Source organism: Pseudomonas sp. MWU12-2020, assembly GCF_023100605.1.
Classification (GTDB): domain Bacteria; phylum Pseudomonadota; class Gammaproteobacteria; order Pseudomonadales; family Pseudomonadaceae; genus Aquipseudomonas; species Aquipseudomonas fluorescens_H.
This window is the reverse complement of the sequence record NZ_JALMEX010000001.1, coordinates 115,003-134,163: the sequence shown is the minus strand read 5'-3', so window position 1 is coordinate 134,163 and position 19,161 is coordinate 115,003. Positions and strand designations below refer to the sequence as shown.

Genomic DNA, 19,161 nt, shown 5'->3' with positions numbered 1-19,161 from the left:
GTGCTCTTACAGATTTTGAAATGATTTGCCGCTGTAGAAAATGTGCCCTGAGCCTGTACGCTCCAAGGCCATTTTTCATTCAGGATTTGCATGAACACCCTCTCGGAGCCTCCCAGTCGTACTTTCTCCTCGCGCCATGGCGCGGTCTTGACGCACTCGCAGCATCCGGTTTTCCGACTCCCGACTATCGTTGACAACGCGGCATCAGAGCCTTCGCGTTGCACTTTGCCGTGCCCGGCAGCCTGAATTCACTGAAGAGAGATCAAGACATTTTATGGAATGGTTAGCGGATCCCACGGCCTGGTTAGGCTTGTTGACTCTGATCGTGCTGGAACTGGTGCTGGGTATCGACAACCTGGTGTTCATCGCAATCCTGGCGGACAAACTGCCGCCGCATCAGCGCGATCGCGCGCGGATCATCGGCCTGTCGCTGGCGCTGATCATGCGTCTGGGCCTGTTGGCGAGTATTTCCTGGCTGGTCACCCTCACGCAGCCGTTGTTCGAAGTATTCGACAAGAGCTTCTCCGGCCGTGACCTGATCATGCTGTTCGGTGGTGTGTTCCTGCTGTTCAAGGCGACGATGGAGCTGCACGAACGACTCGAAGGCCACGTCGGCCAGCGCTCGAGCAACGCCGCTTACGCGCTGTTCTGGCCAATCGTCGCGCAGATCGTGGTGCTCGACGCGGTGTTCTCGCTGGACGCGGTAATCACCGCCGTCGGCATGGTGGATGAACTGGCGGTGATGATGATCGCGGTGATCATCTCCATCGGTCTGATGATCGTCGCCAGCAAGCCGTTGACCCGCTTCGTCAACGCGCACCCGACGGTGATCATGCTGTGTCTGGGCTTCCTGATGATGATCGGTTTTGCCCTGACGGCCGAAGGCCTGGGCTTCCACATCCCGAAAGGCTATCTGTACGCGGCGATTGGTTTCTCGATCCTGATCGAGGTGTTCAACCAGATTGCCCGGGCCCGGCGCAAACGTTTGATGCAAGGCCTGCGCCCCATACGTGAGCGTACGGCCCATGCGGTGATGCGTCTGCTGGGCGGGCGCAAGCTGGAAGTGGAGGAGGTCGGCGAGGAAATCTCTGACCTGCTGGATGACGGCGAAGCACCGAGTGCGGAGCTGTTCGACCGCCGTGAGCGGGTGATGATCAGTGGCGTGCTGCAACTGGCCGAGCGTCCGATTCGGAACTTGATGACCGTGCGCGCCGACGTCGACACCATCGATCTGGCCGACGACGCCGAGACGATTCGCACAAAATTGATGCACTCGTCGTATTCACGTCTGCCGCTGATTCGCAACGGCGCGGTGGATGAGCCCTTGGGCTTCGTGCACAAGAAGGAACTGCTCAAGGAATACCTGGCCGGTGCCGAGCCGAACCTGGAGCACTTGGCGCGCAAGACCATCAACCTGCTCGACAGCTATTCGATCCTTAATGCGCTGGAGCAGATGCGTGCGGCGTCGACCCACATTGCCTTCGTGGTCAACGAGTTCGGTGACTTCGTCGGCGTGTTGACCATGACCGATATCCTCGAATCGATTGCCGGCGAATTGCCCGATGCCAGCGAAATCGAAGGTCCGGATGTGATCGAAGAGCAGGGCGGGTTCATCGTCAACGGTGCGTTGAACCTGACTCGTGTTCGCCAACGTACCGGGTTTGGTGCGCAGCCAACAGAGGATTACCAAACGCTGGCCGGGTTGGTGATGAGCCTGCTGGACCGCTTGCCGATGATTGGCGATCGATTGCAGTGCGAGGGCTGGCAGATGACCGTGATGGCGGTGGAGGAGCGGCGGGTGACGCGGGTGTTGCTGGTGCGTGAAATCGAGTAATCCTTGGGCGCTCCTTTCGCGAGCAGGCTCGCTCCCACTCTGGAAAACATTCCACAGTGGGAGCGAGCCTGCTCGCGAATGCAATCTGTCCTGCGCCATAAAATCACTGATGAAAAGTAAAGCGATCCTTGCCCGAATGCTTTGACTCATACAACGCTTCATCCGCCTTGATCAGTGCCTGATTCAAGGTGTCGCCATCTTCCACCCGTGCCACACCCATGCTGATCGTGACCGGGTGCTGTGTCGGTTGCTCGCGAACCACCCGGCACAACTCGCCAGCCAGCGCCTCGACATCCTCGCGCCGCACATCCGCCAGATAAATCGCAAACTCCTCGCCACCCAGACGCGCGAAATCGTGCTGCGCCATCACCGTTTTGATATCGGCTGCCACGCGCTTCAGCACTTCATCACCAATGTCGTGACCGTACACATCATTTACTTTCTTGAAGTTGTCGATGTCGATCATCGCCAGGTAATGATCATGCTGGCGGGGAACTGTTTTCAGGTGGTTTTGCGCGACGGTCATGAACGATCGGCGATTGGGGATATCGGTTAGCGTGTCGTTGTAGGCCTGATCCAGCAGCAGCCTGGACATGATGTAGTTGTAGAGCTTGGCCTCACGCAGTTTGAGGAAGGTGTAGATGCTCAACGAGCAGAGAAACACGCTGTAGCAGGCGGTCATCACACCGCGGAGTTCAATCAGGGTGGTGGGGGTGTTGATGAACGGGTTGAGTACCAGCCAGATGATGGCTTGCGTCGCGAAAAATGCCCAGCGACTCAGTGGCAGCACCGATACGCTGTAGAGCATGCTCGCCGCGGCGAGTACCAGCCATGAGCTGTGAACCGCGAGTGGAACGCCGGTGATGATCAGCCGCACGCCCACAGTCAGGCCCAGTACGAACAGCAGCGTGATCACGTCGAAATGGCGAGCCTTGTGGGTGAACCCCATGACGACGGTCAACGTTGAAAAAAAAGTGATGAAGGCCATCGAGCGCCAGGTGAATCCCTGTTCGCCGAGGAAGCTGACGACCAGATCGAACACCAGCCAGATGGCGAAACTCGCGACGTAGATCAGCAGACTGAACGTGTGCAGCCGTTCGAATTCATGCTGGATGAACTCGGCCCGCAACTCGGCGGGCGCGGTTTTCTTCAGTACCTGCTCTTCAACGAGTCTGTACATTGCTGCCTTGCTGTTTGCGCTGGTTGTCGAGGATCACCCGAGCCCAAGGGCGGTAACGCAGGGAAAACACAGCGCTGACGTGACAGCCGGTGGATGCCGCATCGGGCAGCGCAGGTTCGGCACGAAACGGCTGGCCCTCGGCACTGACCTGACGGAATGCCTCGCGCACAATACCCACGGAGCAGGGCAGAGCGCTGGCATAGCCATTGCGCACCAGCGGTGACAATTTGCCTGTGCCTGCACCATCCTGCCACCACACCTGAATATCGGCGCCACTCAGCTCGCCCAGCCATTGCCCATTGACCGTCGGTGCGAGTTTGCCGGCGCTGAACGCACTGATGTGCAGCGGTGCGTCGAGCTTGCCGGCGAAAGCCTTGAGCTGTCGTTGTAACGTGGCTCGGCGATCGGCCGCCAGGAAGTGGAAGTCATCCAGTTCCATCGGCAAATACCAGCCACTGACAGGCAATTTCCAGTCCTTGCGCAGTGTTTGCTGTTGCGCCAGTGACTGACCCAACTGTGCCTGCCAGTAGGTGGCGAGCCCGGCGGTATCCAGTTCGTCGATACGCTGGTAGTAGGCCGGATCCATCTTCAGCCCGAGCACCAGTTGCAAACCCTGTTCTCGAGCCAGTTTCAGGCTGTTGGCGAGCCAGCCACTGGCGCCGCCAAAGTCCGAATCGCCATAAGCGGTCCACTGCACGATCACTGTGCTGATGCCTTGGCGGGCGGTGTCTCGCCAGATTTGTTGCCACTGCGCCTGACTGAGGCTGGCATCGACATTCAGCGGTTGATAAAACACGCGCTCGTCAGCACGCACGACCACTGCGCCCAGCATCAGGCAGAAAAACAGCATCCAGCGCGCCATCAGAAATTCCACTCCACGCCCAGCAGCACACCGTTGCCGCCGTCATACAGATTGCCGCCCAGCGATTGCTGGTACTCGGTGCGCACTGTCAGTTTCGAACGGTAAGCGTTGTAGCGGTCATCGTCATACCACCATTGCCAGCGCAGACCGACACCGGTGCGCAGGTCCTGACGCCAGTCGTTGCTCGGGTCCTGACTGGCAAATTCGAGGAAGCCATACGGCATGATCGTTTGCGCGGCGTTGGACGGCAGCTTCCACGCATGACCCTGTTGGAAACGCGACAACCACTGGTGATCGCCAGCCTTGGTCCACCATGCGGCATCAAGATAGAGAAAGCGCTCATCCCAGTCGCTTTCATCGACACGCCAATCGTTGCGGTACTGGCCCTGATCGAGGAACGAGGCTGTGGCGCGTAGCAGGTAATCGGTAGTGGTGTGGCCGTCCTGACGATGATCGTCGAGCTGATCCGAGAATTTATGCGGGTTGATCATCTGCCCGAGGCTCAGGCCATGATTGTCCTGGTCATCGAACTGGCTCTGCTTGTAGATCTCGGCGTAGAGGTTGATGTTCTGCGTGCCCCACGGTTTGTAGCGCAGGCCGACACCCGCTGCGGCGGACTCGGCGTAGCTGGAGCGACTCTGACCACCGAGCAAAACCCGCCCGTAGACCGACAGCGTGCTTCCCGCGCGGCTGGGTTCTTCACCCAGTGCGTGGTCCCACATCGCCACTTGCACGTTCTGTGAACTGGCGCTGCGGCGTGAGCCCTTGGTGTTGTCGTCACGCAGGAAATCGTTGGTCGAAACACCGGCAGGCGACCAGGTGCTGGCGAGGGTGAAACTGTCACGCCGTGAGAGCGTTTCGTGGGCGCGACGCTGGCGATAGCGCCGGGCTTCCATGCTGCCGTCTTCATCGTCGGCGGCTACCGGGTTTTGTTCCAGATCGATTATTCGGCGCAATTCCTTGCGCGCCGAGGCGCTGTCCTCGACTTCGTCATAGCGCCAGGCCAAAGTTTCGCCGAGACGATAATCCTCGGGGAAATCCCGGGTCGCCTGCTGCAGGTACGGAATCGCCCGGGCGCGTTCTTCGCGAGTCGGCGCGCCGGACAGGCGCATGCCGTAATCGGCGCGGTAACGCGGGTTGTTCGGATCGCGACGCACCGCTTCCGCCAGCCAGGCATTGCTTTGCGGCATGTCGCCAGCCTTTTGTGCAGTGACGGAAGCGGCATAGAAATGCCCGGCATCCGGCGCTTGCTGCAAAGCCTGACGTTGGCGCTGCAACGCCTGGGCGTGGTCGCCACGGGCATCGGCAATCGCTGCGCCGAGTGCCCATTCATTGGCGCCGCGGGTTGTGCTTTGCTGCCAGTAACCCTCGGCAGTCTGGCTATCACCGGCATTCAGCGCACTGCGGCTGGCGGTCAGACGTGCGTTGTCGCTGAGTTCGGCGGCGGGAATGCTGCGCCAGATCGCCAAGGCACCAGCGGAGTCACCTGCGGCCTCCAGCGCATAGGCCAGCGGCAGACGGCTGCCGCGGTCGCCGAGTTTTTCTGCCTGTTGGTAATAAACCACCGCTTCACCGGGGCGGTCCGGCATTGCACAGCGGCCGAGCGCACGATAATCGCCGGCGGCCTGCGGGTGGCTGCCAATTGCTTGCTGCACGGCATCGCACTGACCATTTTCCGCCAGTTGCGCAAGCAGTTGGCCACGGCTGGCGCCGTCGATCTGGCTGATCAACGATGCCATCCGCCGCTGTTGTGCGGGCGTGGTGTCTTTGGATGACGCGTAGATTCCGGCCAGACGCTGCAGGGCGGTGCCCGGCAGACGACCACCGAAGCGGTCATAGGCGTTTTCCAGCAGCTCCTGCGCGTGGGCACGATCACCGCTGCTGAGAGCGAGGAAACTGGCCTGATTCAGCGAAGCCAGATCGCCGGTCTGACGGTAGTGGTATTCCCACAGCGTTTGTTCTTCGGTACGGCGACCCATGGACTGGGCCAGTTGCGCGCGACGCTTGACCACCGCTGGAGTCTGCTCCTGCCCCGCAAGCCAGACCATGACTTTGCTGCTCTGCCCCTGTTCCTGCCAGACATCGAGCAGTTGTGCCTGTCGCCGGTTTTCCCATGGCTGCGGCAAGGTCGTGCTTTGCAACAGATCGGTGGCTTGCAGGCGCTGAGCGAGTACCAGCCATGCTTGGGGATCATCGGTTGGCTGGCAACTGCGTAACTGCGTCAGCGCTGCTTCAGGATCGTGGCGCGACAGCCAGTCGACGGTTTCCAGGCAGGGGCGCTGCAGGTCGTTGCTCAGGCGCTGGACGGTAGGCACATCGTCGGTCTGCCGGGCCAGTTCCCACAGCCGCTGGCGTTGTGTCGGATCCGCCAAATCCGCAGCGGGCAATGACTGCAACCAGCGCTGAGCCTGTTGATCGTGGCCCATGGCAATGGCGCGATCGACCATCGCCAGACGTACCTTGCGCGCGGCGTCAGGGCTTGGTGCCTGTTGCAGCAGTTGCTGCAACGGTTTTTCGTCCAGACGCTGCACGTAAGCGTTGGCCAGACGTTGCCAGCCTTCGGCATCCAGTTGCTTGCGTGCCGCGAGCGGGGCCAACTGATCGATGGTGCCGCTCCAGTCACGCAGTTGCTCAGACCAGTTGGCGCGGGCCAGACGCAGGATGTTGTCATCGCCCCTGGGCGCCAGTTGCGCCAGCCAGTCGTGGGCCTTGGCTGCGCCGCCGAATTTGGCCAGGCTCAAACTGTAGGCCTGCCACAGACGTACACGGTCGTTTAGATCGCTGGTTGCCATCCATTGCTCGACCTGGGTGCTGCTCGGCGGATCCTGTTCGATCCAGGTCAGGCGCAGGTCGAGAGTGGCTGCGCTGTCGCGTTCCGGCAACGCTTCGACGGCGTCCTTGTAGCGGCGTTGTTTGGCCAGGGCGTCCACCAGCAGCGCCCGAGCTTCATCATTTTTTGGAACCTTCTCCAGCAGGTGGCGCATCAGGCGTTCGACTTCTTTCCAGTTGCCTTTCTTCGCTTCCCGATAGCTGCGGTCCATGTAGGGATAGCTGCGAAACTGTTCGAAATCGCTCAGTGGCGCGGCTTGCAGCGGGTAGGCGCTGTTCAGGCCGAGCAGCAGGCTGCCCATCAATAAAGTGTGACGATGTACTGGTTTCATGCGACCTCCCGGACGATGCGGTAAGCCGCTTGTTGTTCACTGGCCTGATCGGCCAGGGCTTGATCGAGAACTTCCTGAGTGATCATGCCGCGGGAAATCAGGTGTTCGCCGAGGGACATGTGTTCCGCGTCGAAATCGATCAGCCCCTGATTGAACAGAGTCGGCGGAACCATGCCGCGCACCTGCAGCAGGTTGCCGAGCAGTACCTGATGGCGACTGACGCGTTCCAGCAGATCTTCATCGTCCTGATGGCGCTCAAGCACTTGCAGCATATGACGCACTTCCTCACTTTGCCGGGGGCTGGCGTACCAGTAGCGAATCCCCAGCGTCACGCGGCCCTGCGGTGCCAGTCGGCAGCGCACCGGGCGTTTCAATTGACGGCTGATCGCACCGAGCGATACCTGACTGACCGGGCCTTCGGAGGCGAGCACCAGAGTGTCGCCTTCCTCGGCGACCGGCAGTACGCCGTAGTGCGAAGCGACCCGGCGCGGCACGGCGTCGATCAGGCGCTGGTCGAGCTTGAACGGATTGAGCGGTGCCCATTCCAGTTCCAGCTGCTCGGCGAGTTCCTGTACCAGTTGGGTGCTGTTGATGTATTCACGCAACAGCAGCTCGCGGCCCAGACGCCGACGCACCGGGCTAGTGATCGCCGCTTCCAGTTGTTCCTCCGTTAGCAGGCCTTTTTCCACCAGACGATGACCCAGCGGTGTGCGTTGCGCCTTGGTCAATGCCGGGAATTCGTGGGTGGTCTTGTCCCACGCCACGCGTCGCGAGTCGCCCATTGCCATGACCTGACGCAGGGCCCGCACGTTGGCGAAGAAGTTGACGAAGTTGCTCCACATCATTCGTGGCGCCGAGAGCAGGCCTTCGACCAGCCCGTAATAGCGGGTGACGAACCAGCCACGCTGGAACAGGCGATTGAGCAGCATGAAGCCGTTGAGCCAAAGCAATGCCGAGAGCAGCGAACTGTCGGAGAGAATTGATGGATAACGCCACGATTCGGGGGAAATCACGGTGATCAGCCACATCGCGATCAGGACCACGAACAGCAGGTTGACCAGAAAACTCAACATATAGGCGATCAGCCCGCGACGGTCTCGCCACAGGAAGTAGTTGAGCAGGCCCTTGCGGCTCCAGCCGAGGTTCTTGGTGCCCTGGAACACGATGCCGACGATCCAGCGCGACTTCTGCCGGATCGCGTGTTGCAGATCGCGGGGAAAGTGCTCGCGCACGCAGATCACCTGGGAGAATTCGCGGTTCATGCCGAACACCCACGGTTGCTCCAGTGCCAGCTTCGGATCGCTGACCGAGTAACGGGCAAAAATGCACTTCATGCCTTTCTGCTTGAGGCGGAAGCCGATGTCGTAATCCTCGGTGAGACTCTGTACATCGAAAGCAATGCCGTCACCGTCTTCGAGCAGGGCGCTGATGGCTTTTCGACTGAAGCAAGTGCCGACCCCGGCGCTGGGTACCTGACCGGTCAGGGCTTCACGGACGATGACGTCCTTGCCGTGGTTCTCGGCGAATTCGTCGACATAGTGCCCGGCGGTAAAACCTTTCCACTCAGGCGCGTAGGGGTAGACCGGAATCTGGATCAGATCCTTGTTTGGCAGCAGGTAGTTGAAGAGGCGCAATTCCATCGGCGAAATCACGTCTTCGGCGTCATGCAGGATGAACCCGGCGAACTGGATTTTTGCCTCGCTTTCAAAACGCAGGATCGCGTCGATGATGTTGTTCAGGCAATCGGCCTTGCTGGTCGGGCCGGGGCGGGCGCAGACCACTTTGTGCACGTTGGGATAGTGTTGGCAGACCGCGTCGACGTCGGCCTGGGTTTCGGCGTCGTTGGGGTAGGTGCCGACGAAAATCTGATAATTTTCGTAATCGATGGTCGAGGCGGCCAGGCGCGCCATTTCGCCGACGACACCGACTTCGTTCCACGCCGGCACCATGATTGCCAGCGGTTTTTCGGGGATGGTGTAGAGACGTTGTTCGTCCGCGCGCTCGAATTTTTCGTAGATCCGCCAGCGCCGGATCAGCTTGCGAAACCAGTAGACAAGGTCGATGAACAGGTCATCCAGACCAAGGATGAACATCAACAGGGCGAGGGCGATCGCCACATATTTAAGACCAAACAGCACATACGCAAAGAAGTCGACCCAACCCAGACTCATACGTCGCTACCCACCGCCGAGCGAGCACTCAGCCAGGCATGAAGGCGGGTGGCAATGAGTTCGCTGGCGTGGCCGTCGCCGTACGGGAAGTGCACGCGGCTCATGCGGGTGTAGGTGTCCTGGTCGTCCAGCAACTGGCTGGCCTCTTTGACGATGCGGGACTTGTCGGTCCCCACCAGCAGCATGGTGCCGCTTTCCAGCACGGATGGCCGTTCGGTCACATCGCGCAGCACCAGTAGCGGTTTGCCGATGGCCGGGGCTTCCTCCTGCACGCCGCCGGAATCGGTGAGGATGAAATGCGCTCGGCCCATCAGCCACACGAAGTTCGGGTAGTCCTGCGGGGCGATCAGATAGATGTTGGGTTTGTCCGAGAGCGTGCCATACACCACTTCCTGCACCAGCGGGTTGAGGTGCACCGGGTAAACGAACTGAACGTCGGGATAACGCTCGGCCAGTTCTGCCAATGCCTGGCAGATATTGCGGAAACCATCGCCGATGTTTTCCCGGCGATGGCTGGTGATCAGGATCATCCGGCGCTGATCATCGAGGACAGCCAACGGCGAGTCGGCGGCTGGATGCCAGTTGGTTTGCTGCTGGTGATCGCGCATCCACAGCAAGGCATCGATCACGGTATTGCCGGTGATCTCGATGTTGTCCTCGGGCACACCTTCGCGAAGCAGGTTGGCGGCGGTCTTGGAGGTGGGCGGGAAATGCAGGTCGGCAATCACGCCGGTCAAGCGTCGATTCGCCTCTTCAGGCCATGGTGCGCGCAGGTTGCCGGTGCGTAAGCCTGCTTCGACGTGGCCGATGGGTAGCTGACGATTGAACGCAGCGAGGGCGGCGATGAAGCTGGTGGTGGTGTCGCCGTGTACCAGCACGATGTCCGGCTTGACGCGTTCGTAGGCTTGATCGAGTTGTCCGAGCAGGTTCTGCGAGAGGCCGTTGATAGTCTGGCCCTGGGTCATCACCTGCAGGTCTTCGTCGAGCGTCAGTTCAAAGGCGTCGAGCACCTGGGCGAGCATCTCGCGGTGCTGGCCGGTGGAGCAGATGTTCAGTTGGATGTCGGGCCACTGGCGCAGAACCCTGGCCAGGGGGGCCATTTTGATGGCCTCCGGACGAGTACCGAAAACCATCATGACGTTGAAAGACATTGATCCCTCCTGGGACATGGCAACGCCGGGCTAAATCACCTGACGCCTGTGTTCGCTTGCCGAGAAATAAAAGAAAAGCAGCCGGAATGGAGCTTGTCCAATCCGACCCGAGGCTTGTGTGTTACCGATAATTTGGAACGAAAGTGCCATCGGTTGATGGCTCTTAGGTGGCACTTTCAGGAAAAGTTCCATCGATGTGCGCGGGGGACGGTGCAGAGTGTGCGCAAGGTGCGCCGCAGCCAGGCCAGATCATGCCGAGGTGGGCGGATGACTGCTGGCGCTTTGGTTTTGCCGACGTGCCGGGCGAAATCTTCACTTAATGTTTCTTCAGTGCCGATGCCCTTGAGCTTCTTCATGAGTTTGCCGTTCTTGTAGAACAGCACGGTCGGCGTGCCGGTGACCAGCGGATGGCGCGGCGCTTCTCTGGTATTGAGCATGTAAATGTTCGCCCGGAGCCGATACGGCTCGGCCACCTCACGAAACACCGGCCCGGCCCATTCGCAGGCAGGACAGTGTTCGTTGGCGAAGTACAGGATCACCGGGCGCCAGGTTTTCAGGGCTTTGCGGTAAACCGGGGCCAGATTGGAAATGGTATTGGCAGCGCTCATTGAGAACTCCTTTTCAACGACCTCGAAGGTTCGATGACGTTAAAGGAGGGTGAAGACCAGGTCTACTGTCAGAAATTACAGGTGACCCTTGGAGTTGCGAGATTTTTCCCACTTTTATGGAGGATCGTCCTGACACGAAACCCGGAAATGTGGAATGTCGGGACGTGATACCTTTTTTCACTCAATAAAAGAGAAGGTGGAATAAGCGATAGACGTCGAAGCAGTCTTGGAGTGCTATTTTAAGCACCATTAACAGCACTCCAAGGAGCACCATCATGACTCACGTAGTCCTTTCTAATATCGTTGCGAGTATTTCTGAATTGAAAAGAAACCCCATGGGTACCGTGGCCGCCGGTGGCGGCCAATCTGTTGCAATCCTCAATCGAAATGAGCCAGCGTTTTATTGTGTTCCCGCAAAGGAGTATGAGGCGATGATGAATCGCCTTGAGGACCTGGAACTGATCGCACTATGCAAGGAGCGAGAAAACGATCCCACCATCAAGGTCTCTATAGATGACCTATGAGTTGGAGTTTTCCGAGAAAGCCTGGAGGGAATGGAAAAAGCTTGATTCAGCACTTCAGGATCAGTTCAAGAAAAAGCTCTCTACACGTCTGGTCCATCCTCACGTTCCTGCCGATCGACTTCGAGGGTTGGGAAACGCTTACAAAATCAAGCTTCGCAGTGCTGGATACAGGCTGGTCTATCGCGTAAAGAACGAGGTTTTGGTTGTTACCGTGATTGCGGTAGGGAGAAGAGAGCGCGGAGAGGTTTACGACAAAGCCGCTAGCCGATAGATATGGAGAGAGGGCACGTTCAAACGCCAAACACATTTGCACCGAAATAGTCGTCGATGCTCCCATCTGGGAACCAGCTACTCGCGATTTGTAGCCTAAGGTAGCGCAGCCCATCAGTACCTCCATGTAACACCATTCCTCGCATTTTCCGCATCCTGTTGATTCCAAAAACATTTCAATCTTATCAAGATCCTCCGCAATTCCTGTGGCACACTTTCTGCTGTCTATTCCGTAGTAACAAACCGTGTTCCGGTATAGCGGAATAAACATCATCCTGGAGTGCTTGCCATGCATCGCCGTCCTTCGTTGTTCAAAGCGTGTGTTTTTGTTCTTGCGGCTTCGTCCGCTGTCATGGGCATGGCCCAGGCAGCCGACAGCAAGCTCGACAGTGTTCTGGCCCGTGGCAAGTTGATTGTCGGCACCGGCAGCACCAACGCGCCGTGGCACTTTCAAGGTGCGGACGGCAAGTTGCAGGGCTTTGATATCGACATTGCCAGGATGGTGGCCAAGGGCTTGTTCAATGATCCGAACAAGGTCGAGTTTGTGGTGCAGTCGTCCGATGCGCGAATTCCCAATCTGCTGACCGACAAGGTCGACATGAGCTGCCAGTTCATCACCGTTACCGCCAGCCGCGCTCAGCAAGTGGCATTCACCCTGCCGTACTACCGCGAAGGTGTCGGTCTGCTGCTGCCGGCCAACAGCAAATACAAGGAAATCGAAGACCTGCAGGCTGCCGGTGATAGCGTTACCGTGGCTGTGCTGCAAAACGTCTATGCCGAAGAACTGGTGCATCAGGCACTGCCCAAGGCCAAGGTTGATCAGTACGACAGCGTCGACCTGATGTATCAGGCGGTGAACTCCGGTCGCGCCGACGCGGCAGCCACCGACCAGTCTTCGGTCAAATACCTGATGGTGCAGAACCCGGGCCGCTACCGCAGCCCGACCTACGCGTGGAGCCCGCAGACCTACGCTTGCGCCGTCAAACGTGGCGATCAGGACTGGCTGAATTTCGTTAACACCGCGCTGCACGAAGCCATGACCGGCGTCGAGTTCCCGACTTACGCGGCATCCTTCAAGCAATGGTTCGGTGTGGATCTGCCGTCGCCGGCCATCGGTTTCCCAGTCGAATTCAAATGACCCCGTGAGAGCGGGGCGCCTCAATCGCCCCGCTCAAGGTACTGCTGACCATGAACTATCAGTTGAACTTTGCCGCCGTGTGGCGCGATTTCGACACCTTGCTGGCGGGGCTCGGTCTGGGCCTTGAACTGGCGCTGGTGTCGATCGCCATCGGCTGCGTGATCGGCCTGCTGATGGCGTTTGCCTTGTTGTCGAAGCATCGCGCCTTGCGGGTGCTGGCCTCGGTGTACGTCACGGTGGTGCGTAACACGCCGATTCTGGTGTTGATTCTGTTGATCTACTTTGCCTTGCCGAGCCTGGGGATCCGCCTGGACAAGATCCCGTCGTTCATCATCACCTTGTCGCTGTATGCGGGCGCCTATCTGACCGAAGTGTTCCGTGGCGGCTTGCTGAGCATCCCCAAAGGCCAGCGCGAGGCGGGGCTGGCGATCGGTCTCGGTGAATGGCAGGTCAAGGCCTACGTCACGGTGCCGGTGATGCTGCGCAACGTGTTGCCGGCGCTGTCGAACAACTTTATCTCGCTGTTCAAGGACACCTCGTTGGCCGCCGCGATTGCGGTGCCGGAGCTGACCTATTACGCGCGCAAGATCAACGTCGAGAGCTACCGGGTGATCGAAACCTGGCTGGTGACCACGGCGTTGTATGTCGCGGCCTGTTACCTCATTGCCATGCTGCTGCGCTACCTCGAGCAGCGTCTGGCGATACGCCGATAGGAGGCTGCGATGTACGAATCTCCCAGTTGGTTGCATGAATTATGGGTAGCACGCGAGACGTTGCTGCAAGGGTTCCTGACCAGTGTGCAGGTGTCGGCGCTGGCGATTCTGTTCGGCACGCTGCTAGGGGTTGTCACCGGTCTGGTGCTGACCTACGGCAAGTTCTGGATGCGCGCGCCGTTCCGCTTTTATGTCGACATTATTCGCGGCACGCCGGTGTTTGTGCTGGTGCTGGCCTGCTTCTATATGGCGCCAGCGCTGGGCTGGCAGATCAGCGCGTTTCAGGCGGGTGCGTTGGGCCTGACGCTGTTTTGCGGTTCGCACGTTGCCGAGATTGTGCGCGGCGCCTTGCAGGCCTTGCCACGCGGGCAGATGGAAGCGAGCAAGGCGATCGGCCTGACGTTTTATCAATCCCTCGGTTACGTGCTGTTGCCCCAGGCGTTGCGGCAGATCCTGCCGACCTGGGTCAACTCGTCCACCGAAATCGTCAAGGCCTCGACCCTGCTCTCGGTGATCGGCGTCGCCGAATTGTTGCTCAGCACCCAACAGATCATCGCCAGGACCTTCATGACTCTGGAGTTCTACCTGTTCGCCGGTTTTCTGTTCTTCGTCATCAACTACGGCATCGAATTACTCGGCCGGCACATTGAAAAGCGGGTGGCCCTGCCATGACTCAAGCTCAAGTTTCCAAGGTTCAGAACGGTCAGCCGCTGCTGGACATCCGTGGCCTGCACAAGCAGTACGGTGCGGTCGAAGTGCTCAAGGGTGTCGATCTGAGCATGCAGCGCGGCAACGTCGTAACGCTGATCGGCTCCAGCGGTTCGGGCAAGACCACGTTGCTGCGCTGCGTGAACATGCTCGAAGAGTTTCAGGGCGGGCAGATCCTGCTCGACGGCGAGTCCATCGGCTATGACGAGGTCGGTGGCAAACGCGTGCGTCACGCGGAAAAAGTCATCGCCCGCCATCGCGCGATGACCGGCATGGCCTTCCAGCAATTCAACCTGTTCCCGCACCTGACGGCGTTGCAGAACGTCACCCTCGGTCTGCTCAAGGTTAAGAAAATGCACAAGGACGAAGCCGTGGTGCTGGCCGAAAAATGGCTGGAGCGGGTCGGCCTGCTGGAACGGCGCAATCACTTTCCCGGACAGTTGTCCGGCGGTCAGCAACAGCGCGTGGCGATTGCCCGGGCGATTGCGATGAACCCCAGCCTGATGCTGTTCGACGAAGTCACCTCGGCCCTCGATCCGGAGTTGGTCGGTGAAGTGTTGAACGTGATCAAGGGCCTGGCTGAAGACGGCATGACCATGTTGCTGGTGACCCACGAGATGCGTTTCGCCTTCGAGGTCTCGGACAAGATCGTTTTCATGAATCAGGGGCGGATCGAAGAGCAGGGGCCTCCCAAGGAACTGTTCGAACGCCCGCAATCGCCGCGTCTGGCCGAGTTTCTCAAGAGCACGCGGTTCTAATTTTTTTGTTTTGTCATCAGGAGAAGTACCCATGAGCATTACTCGATACGGCACCGGCAGCACCGCCGCTGGCGGTCAGCCACGTCCCTTCGCGCGCGCCGTTGAGGCGGATGGCTGGCTGCACGTATCCGGCCAGGTGCCGGCGGTGGATGGCGAGATCATCGTTGGCGGCATCGTCGAGCAGACCCACCAGACCATGAAGAACCTGATCGCGATTCTCGAAGAGGCCGGTTATAGCCTGGAAGATGTGGTGCGTGCCGGCGTATGGCTGGACGATCCGCGGGATTTCAGCAGTTTCAACAAGGTCTTCGGCGAGTACTTCAAACCGGAACACGCCCCGGCGCGGGCCTGTGTGCAGGCGAGCATGATGGTCGATTGCAAGGTCGAGATCGATTGCATCGCGTACAAGAAGAAACCCTGAACCGAGGTGCCCCTATCGCGAGCAGGCTCACTCCTACAGAAGGACGCGCTTCAACTGTAGGAGTGAGCCTGCTCGCGATGGCGATCTAACCGTCGACGCTGCACTCTCGGTACACTCCCGGCACTTTCATTGGGAACTGAAGACATGACCGAAGACACCATCAAACGCCGGGCCCGTGGTCTGGACCGGGCGTTCGATATCCTCGATTTCCTCAAGGAGATCGGCCAGCCGCTGCGTCCGAACGACATCGCCAACGGTATCGGCAGCCCGAAATCCACGGTCTACGAACTGGTGGCGTCACTGCTGGAGCGACGGATTCTGGAGCCGGTGGGCAAGGACGGTCACGTCTATCTGGGGCGCCAGTTGTACTTCCTCGGGCAGGCGCATTTGCGCCATTTCGACCTCAGTCGCGAAGCCGATCACGCCTTGCAGGAGATCGTCAGCCAGACCCGGGAAACCGCGCAGATGTGCCTGCTCAACGGGCGCAAATACACCGTGGCACTGATGAAGGAAGGCGAGCGGCATTTCCGCATTTCTTCCGACATTGGCGAAAACGCACCGATCCCGTGGACGGCTTCAGGACGCCTGTTGCTCGCGCATCTGAGCGACCAGCAAATCATCGACCTGATCGACGAAGACGATTACATCCTGCCCGACGGCGAACGCCTGCCGCTGGAGCGCTTTCTTGCGGAGATCCGCCAGGCCGGCATCGACGGCTTCTTCTCCTTCGACAGCGTTGCCGACACCTTCACCCATTGCTTTGCCGCGCCGGTCAAAGACCCCAGCGGCGTGGCCATCTGCACCCTGTGCATCGTCGCCCCACGGGCCGATGCGAAGAACAATTACGACGACTATCGCCGGGTGCTGATCGAGAGCGCGAACAGCCTCGCCCGGCGCATCAACGAATAACCGCGGCTGGCTGCGGCCGTGACTGAATGCGAGGAGTTTGACCATGACGACTGCCATCAATACCGCTGTGGAAAAGGGCGACGCTGCGATTGGCGCGCATCTTGTGCGTGACGTCAGCCTGCCGGCGCTGGTGCTGCACCGCGAGGCGCTGGAGCACAACATTCGCTGGATGCAGAAGTTCGTCAGCGACAGTGGCGCCGAACTCGCGCCCCACGGCAAGACCAGCATGACCCCGGCGCTGTTCCAGCGTCAGCTCGACGCCGGCGCCTGGGGCATCACCCTCGCCAGCGCCACCCAGACCCGCGCCGCTTATGCCCACGGTGTACGCCGGGTGCTGATGGCCAACCAACTGGTCGGCACGCCGAACATGGCACTGATTGCCGATCTGCTGGCCGATGCGGATTTCGATTTCTACTGCATGGTCGATCACCCGGACAACGTCGCCGATCTCGGCGCCTACTTCGCCTCGCGTGGAGTGAAGTTGAACGTGATGATCGAATACGGCGTGGTCGGTGGCCGTTGCGGTTGCCGCAGCGAGCAGGAAGTCATCGCGCTGGCTCAGGCGATCAACGCGCAACCGGCGCTGGCCCTGACCGGTATCGAAGGTTACGAAGGGGTGATCCACGGCGATCACGCGGTCAGCGGCATTCGCGAATTCGCCGCCTCGCTGGTGCGTCTGGCGGTGCAGTTGCAGGACAGCGGCGCGTTTGCCATCGCCAAGCCGATCATCACCGCCTCGGGTTCGGCGTGGTACGACCTGATTGCCGAGTCGTTCGAAACGCAGAACGCCGGCGGGCGCTTCCTGAGTGTGTTGCGTCCGGGCAGTTATGTCGCGCATGACCATGGCATCTATAAGGACGCGCAATGCTGCGTGCTGGATCGTCGCAGCGATCTGCACGAAGGCCTGCGTCCGGCGCTGGAGGTCTGGGCGCATGTACAGTCGATGCCGGAGCCGGGTTTTGCGGTGATCGCCCTCGGCAAGCGAGACGTGGCGTTCGATGCCGGCCTGCCGGTGCCGTTGCTGCGTTACAAGGCCGGTGTGTTGCCAGCGGTGGGCGACGATGTCGGCGCGTGCAAGGTGACGGCGGTGATGGACCAGCATGCGTTCATGAGCGTGGCGCCGGGGGTTGAGTTGCGGGTGGGCGACATCATTTCCTTCGGCACCTCGCACCCGTGTCTGACGTTCGACAAGTGGCGGGTGGGGTTGCTGGTGGATGAGCAGTTGGCGGTGGTCGAGAGCATGGAGACTTGTTTTTAAGGCTTGAGACCGAGTCGGGCCATTCGCGAGCAGGCTCGCTCCCACAGGGGAACGCATTCCAAATTGTGGGAGCGAGCCTGCTCGCGAAGGCGCCAGTCCAGACATCCGCGAATCCAGAGACAGCACAAGATGAGCACCCTCAGCCCCCTGGGCCCGAATACCCCGCGCATCGCCCTGATCGGCGAGTGCATGATCGAACTCCAGCACCGTGCCGACGGCAGCCTGCAGCAAAGCTTCGGCGGCGATACCTTGAACACGGCGGTGTACCTGTCCCGCGCGCTCGGCGATAAAGCCCAGGTCGACTACGTCACTGCGCTCGGCGACGACAGCTTCAGCGATGCCATGTGCCAGAGCTGGGCCGATGAAGGCATTGGCCTGGATCTCGTGCAGCGTCTGCCCGGTCGGCTGCCGGGCCTGTACTGCATCCAGACCGACGCCAACGGGGAGCGGCGTTTCCTCTACTGGCGCAATGAAGCGGCGGTGCGCGACTGCTTCACTACTCCAGCGGCCGAGCCGATTCTGGCGGCGCTGGCGGACTACGACGTGCTGTATTTCAGCGGCATCACCCTCGCGGTGTTAGGCGCGAAGGGCCGCGAACGCTTGATCCAGACCCTGATCGAAGCCCGGCAGCGCGATGCGCGGATCGTCTTCGACAACAACTATCGACCGCGGCTGTGGGCGTCACAGGAAGAGGCGCGGGCGGCCTATCGCAGCGTGTTGCCGCATGTCGATCTGGCGTTGCTGACCGTCGATGACGAACAGGCGCTGTTCCATTTTGCCGATTGCGACGCGGTGTTCGAGGCTTACGCACAGATCGGCACGCCGGAAGTGGTGCTCAAGCGTGGCGCTGAGGCGTGCCTGATTCGTTGTGAGGGCGAGGCGTTCGAAGTGCCGGCGCAGAAGGTCGCCAAAGTTGTGGATACCACGGCGGCAGGGGATTCGTTCAGTGCGGCGTATCTGGCGAGGCGCTTGCTGGGAGGCAGTCCGGTCGAGGCGGCGGAGGCGGGGCATTGGCTGGCGAGTCGGGTGATTCAGGTGCCGGGGGCGTTGATTCCGAAGGAATGAGTGTTCTTGTGGCGAGGGAGCTTGCTCCCGCTCGACTGCGCAGCAGGCGCAAGCCTTATTGGGGCGGCTCCGCCACCCAGCGGGAGCAAGCTCCCTCGCCACAAACGCCCGAAAGCAAAGCCTTCAATCGCGGAAAAACACCTGCACCAGGTGATAGCCAAACTTGCTCTTGATCGGCCCATGCACTGTACGCAGCGGCTTCTTGAAGATCACCGCATCAATCGCACCGACCATCTGCCCTGGCCGCACTTCACCCAGATCACCGCCGCGCTTGCCGGACGGGCAGGTCGAGTATTTTTTTGCCAGCACATCAAACGCTTCGCCCTTGGCGATACGCTGTTTGAGCTGTTCGGCCTCTTCGGCGGTTTTCACCAGAATGTGGCGGGCTTGGGCTTTCATCGTGCGATACCTGTAACGGGGTGACGGCGGG

General features: G+C 60.0%; 18 protein-coding genes. 11 read left to right on the top strand and 7 right to left on the bottom strand.

From position 1 onward, the window contains the following. Positions 1-274: 274 nt before the first annotated feature. Positions 275-1,834 (top strand): TerC family protein, encoded by a 1,560-nt coding sequence (locus M0814_RS00770; RefSeq protein WP_103485155.1) that lies wholly within the window; start codon positions 275-277, stop codon positions 1,832-1,834. A 103-nt stretch (positions 1,835-1,937) separates the two neighbouring features. Here M0814_RS00770 and M0814_RS00765 read toward each other — a convergent pair whose 3' ends face one another. From M0814_RS00765 to M0814_RS00740, 6 genes are all read right to left on the bottom strand, one after another. After that, entirely contained in the window at positions 1,938-3,014 is a 1,077-nt protein-coding gene (locus tag M0814_RS00765) for a GGDEF domain-containing protein (RefSeq protein ID WP_103485154.1), read from the bottom strand. Next, positions 2,998-3,876, bottom strand: a complete 879-nt coding sequence (locus M0814_RS00760) for a DUF4434 family protein (RefSeq protein ID WP_103485153.1) — start codon at positions 3,874-3,876, stop codon at positions 2,998-3,000. Before M0814_RS00760 ends, M0814_RS00765 begins: the two co-directional genes overlap by 17 nt. Next, a complete protein-coding gene (locus tag M0814_RS00755) occupies positions 3,876-7,037 on the bottom strand; it encodes a phage receptor (protein ID WP_103485152.1) in 3,162 nt (1,053 codons plus the stop codon). The genes M0814_RS00760 and M0814_RS00755 overlap by 1 nt, the downstream gene beginning before the upstream one ends. After that, positions 7,034-9,208 carry a cyclic di-3',5'-guanylate-activated glycosyltransferase NrfB gene (nrfB, locus tag M0814_RS00750; RefSeq protein WP_103485151.1) on the bottom strand — a complete coding sequence of 725 codons (2,175 nt, stop codon included), beginning with the start codon at positions 9,206-9,208 and terminating at the stop codon, positions 7,034-7,036. The genes M0814_RS00755 and nrfB overlap by 4 nt, the downstream gene beginning before the upstream one ends. Beyond that, positions 9,205-10,359, bottom strand: a complete 1,155-nt coding sequence (gene wecB, locus M0814_RS00745) for a UDP-N-acetylglucosamine 2-epimerase (non-hydrolyzing) (protein ID WP_103485150.1) — start codon at positions 10,357-10,359, stop codon at positions 9,205-9,207. The genes nrfB and wecB overlap by 4 nt, the downstream gene beginning before the upstream one ends. A 176-nt stretch (positions 10,360-10,535) precedes the next feature. After that, positions 10,536-10,967, bottom strand: coding sequence for a thioredoxin family protein (locus M0814_RS00740; protein WP_103485149.1), 432 nt, complete (start codon positions 10,965-10,967; stop codon positions 10,536-10,538). 275 nt (positions 10,968-11,242) lie between these two features. Here M0814_RS00740 and M0814_RS00735 point away from each other — a divergent pair, with 275 nt between their 5' ends. The 10 genes from M0814_RS00735 (at position 11,243) to M0814_RS00690 (ending at position 18,731) form a co-directional block, all read left to right on the top strand. After that, entirely contained in the window at positions 11,243-11,491 is a 249-nt protein-coding gene (locus tag M0814_RS00735) for a type II toxin-antitoxin system Phd/YefM family antitoxin (RefSeq protein WP_003225462.1), read from the top strand. Further along, entirely contained in the window at positions 11,481-11,762 is a 282-nt protein-coding gene (locus M0814_RS00730; protein ID WP_103485148.1) for a type II toxin-antitoxin system RelE/ParE family toxin, read from the top strand. The genes M0814_RS00735 and M0814_RS00730 overlap by 11 nt, the downstream gene beginning before the upstream one ends. A 288-nt stretch (positions 11,763-12,050) precedes the next feature. Further along, positions 12,051-12,899: a transporter substrate-binding domain-containing protein gene (locus tag M0814_RS00725; RefSeq protein ID WP_103485147.1), complete on the top strand. Its 849-nt coding sequence runs from the start codon at positions 12,051-12,053 to the stop codon at positions 12,897-12,899. A 50-nt stretch (positions 12,900-12,949) separates the two neighbouring features. Beyond that, complete coding sequence (locus tag M0814_RS00720) at positions 12,950-13,612, top strand: amino acid ABC transporter permease (RefSeq protein ID WP_003225455.1); 663 nt, start codon at positions 12,950-12,952, stop codon at positions 13,610-13,612. Between the two features lie 9 nt (positions 13,613-13,621). Next, positions 13,622-14,284, top strand: coding sequence for an amino acid ABC transporter permease (locus M0814_RS00715; protein ID WP_007965124.1), 663 nt, complete (start codon positions 13,622-13,624; stop codon positions 14,282-14,284). Continuing rightward, positions 14,281-15,078 (top strand): amino acid ABC transporter ATP-binding protein, encoded by a 798-nt coding sequence (locus tag M0814_RS00710; RefSeq protein WP_103485146.1) that lies wholly within the window; start codon positions 14,281-14,283, stop codon positions 15,076-15,078. Before M0814_RS00715 ends, M0814_RS00710 begins: the two co-directional genes overlap by 4 nt. Positions 15,079-15,109: 31 nt before the next feature. Continuing rightward, positions 15,110-15,499, top strand: a complete 390-nt coding sequence (locus tag M0814_RS00705) for a RidA family protein (RefSeq protein WP_103485145.1) — start codon at positions 15,110-15,112, stop codon at positions 15,497-15,499. A gap of 144 nt (positions 15,500-15,643) precedes the next feature. Beyond that, entirely contained in the window at positions 15,644-16,408 is a 765-nt protein-coding gene (locus M0814_RS00700; protein WP_027612656.1) for an IclR family transcriptional regulator, read from the top strand. A gap of 43 nt (positions 16,409-16,451) precedes the next feature. Next, positions 16,452-17,666, top strand: a complete 1,215-nt coding sequence (locus tag M0814_RS00695) for an amino acid deaminase (RefSeq protein ID WP_103485144.1) — start codon at positions 16,452-16,454, stop codon at positions 17,664-17,666. Between the two features lie 129 nt (positions 17,667-17,795). Continuing rightward, positions 17,796-18,731, top strand: a complete 936-nt coding sequence (locus M0814_RS00690; RefSeq protein WP_103485143.1) for a sugar kinase — start codon at positions 17,796-17,798, stop codon at positions 18,729-18,731. 123 nt (positions 18,732-18,854) lie between these two features. On the opposite strand, the gene M0814_RS00685 is transcribed toward M0814_RS00690, so the two are convergent. Then, a complete protein-coding gene (locus tag M0814_RS00685; RefSeq protein WP_003225447.1) occupies positions 18,855-19,130 on the bottom strand; it encodes a peptidylprolyl isomerase in 276 nt (91 codons plus the stop codon). Positions 19,131-19,161 lie beyond the last annotated feature (31 nt).

Bases quoted from the DNA above. Each gene is read 5' to 3' on its own strand.
- M0814_RS00700 (WP_027612656.1), top strand. From the start codon at position 15,644: ATGACCGAAGACACCATCAAACGCCGGGCCCGTGGTCTGGACCGGGCG.
- M0814_RS00695 (WP_103485144.1), top strand. From the start codon at position 16,452: ATGACGACTGCCATCAATACCGCTGTGGAAAAGGGCGACGCTGCGATT.
- M0814_RS00710 (WP_103485146.1), top strand. From the start codon at position 14,281: ATGACTCAAGCTCAAGTTTCCAAGGTTCAGAACGGTCAGCCGCTGCTG.
- nrfB (WP_103485151.1), bottom strand. From the start codon at position 9,208: ATGAGTCTGGGTTGGGTCGACTTCTTTGCGTATGTGCTGTTTGGTCTT.
- M0814_RS00715 (WP_007965124.1), top strand. From the start codon at position 13,622: ATGTACGAATCTCCCAGTTGGTTGCATGAATTATGGGTAGCACGCGAG.
- M0814_RS00760 (WP_103485153.1), bottom strand. From the start codon at position 3,876: ATGGCGCGCTGGATGCTGTTTTTCTGCCTGATGCTGGGCGCAGTGGTC.
- M0814_RS00735 (WP_003225462.1), top strand. From the start codon at position 11,243: ATGACTCACGTAGTCCTTTCTAATATCGTTGCGAGTATTTCTGAATTG.
- M0814_RS00690 (WP_103485143.1), top strand. From the start codon at position 17,796: ATGAGCACCCTCAGCCCCCTGGGCCCGAATACCCCGCGCATCGCCCTG.
- M0814_RS00720 (WP_003225455.1), top strand. From the start codon at position 12,950: ATGAACTATCAGTTGAACTTTGCCGCCGTGTGGCGCGATTTCGACACC.
- wecB (WP_103485150.1), bottom strand. From the start codon at position 10,359: ATGTCTTTCAACGTCATGATGGTTTTCGGTACTCGTCCGGAGGCCATC.
- M0814_RS00730 (WP_103485148.1), top strand. From the start codon at position 11,481: ATGACCTATGAGTTGGAGTTTTCCGAGAAAGCCTGGAGGGAATGGAAA.
- M0814_RS00755 (WP_103485152.1), bottom strand. From the start codon at position 7,037: ATGAAACCAGTACATCGTCACACTTTATTGATGGGCAGCCTGCTGCTC.
- M0814_RS00765 (WP_103485154.1), bottom strand. From the start codon at position 3,014: ATGTACAGACTCGTTGAAGAGCAGGTACTGAAGAAAACCGCGCCCGCC.
- M0814_RS00770 (WP_103485155.1), top strand. From the start codon at position 275: ATGGAATGGTTAGCGGATCCCACGGCCTGGTTAGGCTTGTTGACTCTG.
- M0814_RS00705 (WP_103485145.1), top strand. From the start codon at position 15,110: ATGAGCATTACTCGATACGGCACCGGCAGCACCGCCGCTGGCGGTCAG.
- M0814_RS00725 (WP_103485147.1), top strand. From the start codon at position 12,051: ATGCATCGCCGTCCTTCGTTGTTCAAAGCGTGTGTTTTTGTTCTTGCG.
- M0814_RS00740 (WP_103485149.1), bottom strand. From the start codon at position 10,967: ATGAGCGCTGCCAATACCATTTCCAATCTGGCCCCGGTTTACCGCAAA.
- M0814_RS00685 (WP_003225447.1), bottom strand. From the start codon at position 19,130: ATGAAAGCCCAAGCCCGCCACATTCTGGTGAAAACCGCCGAAGAGGCC.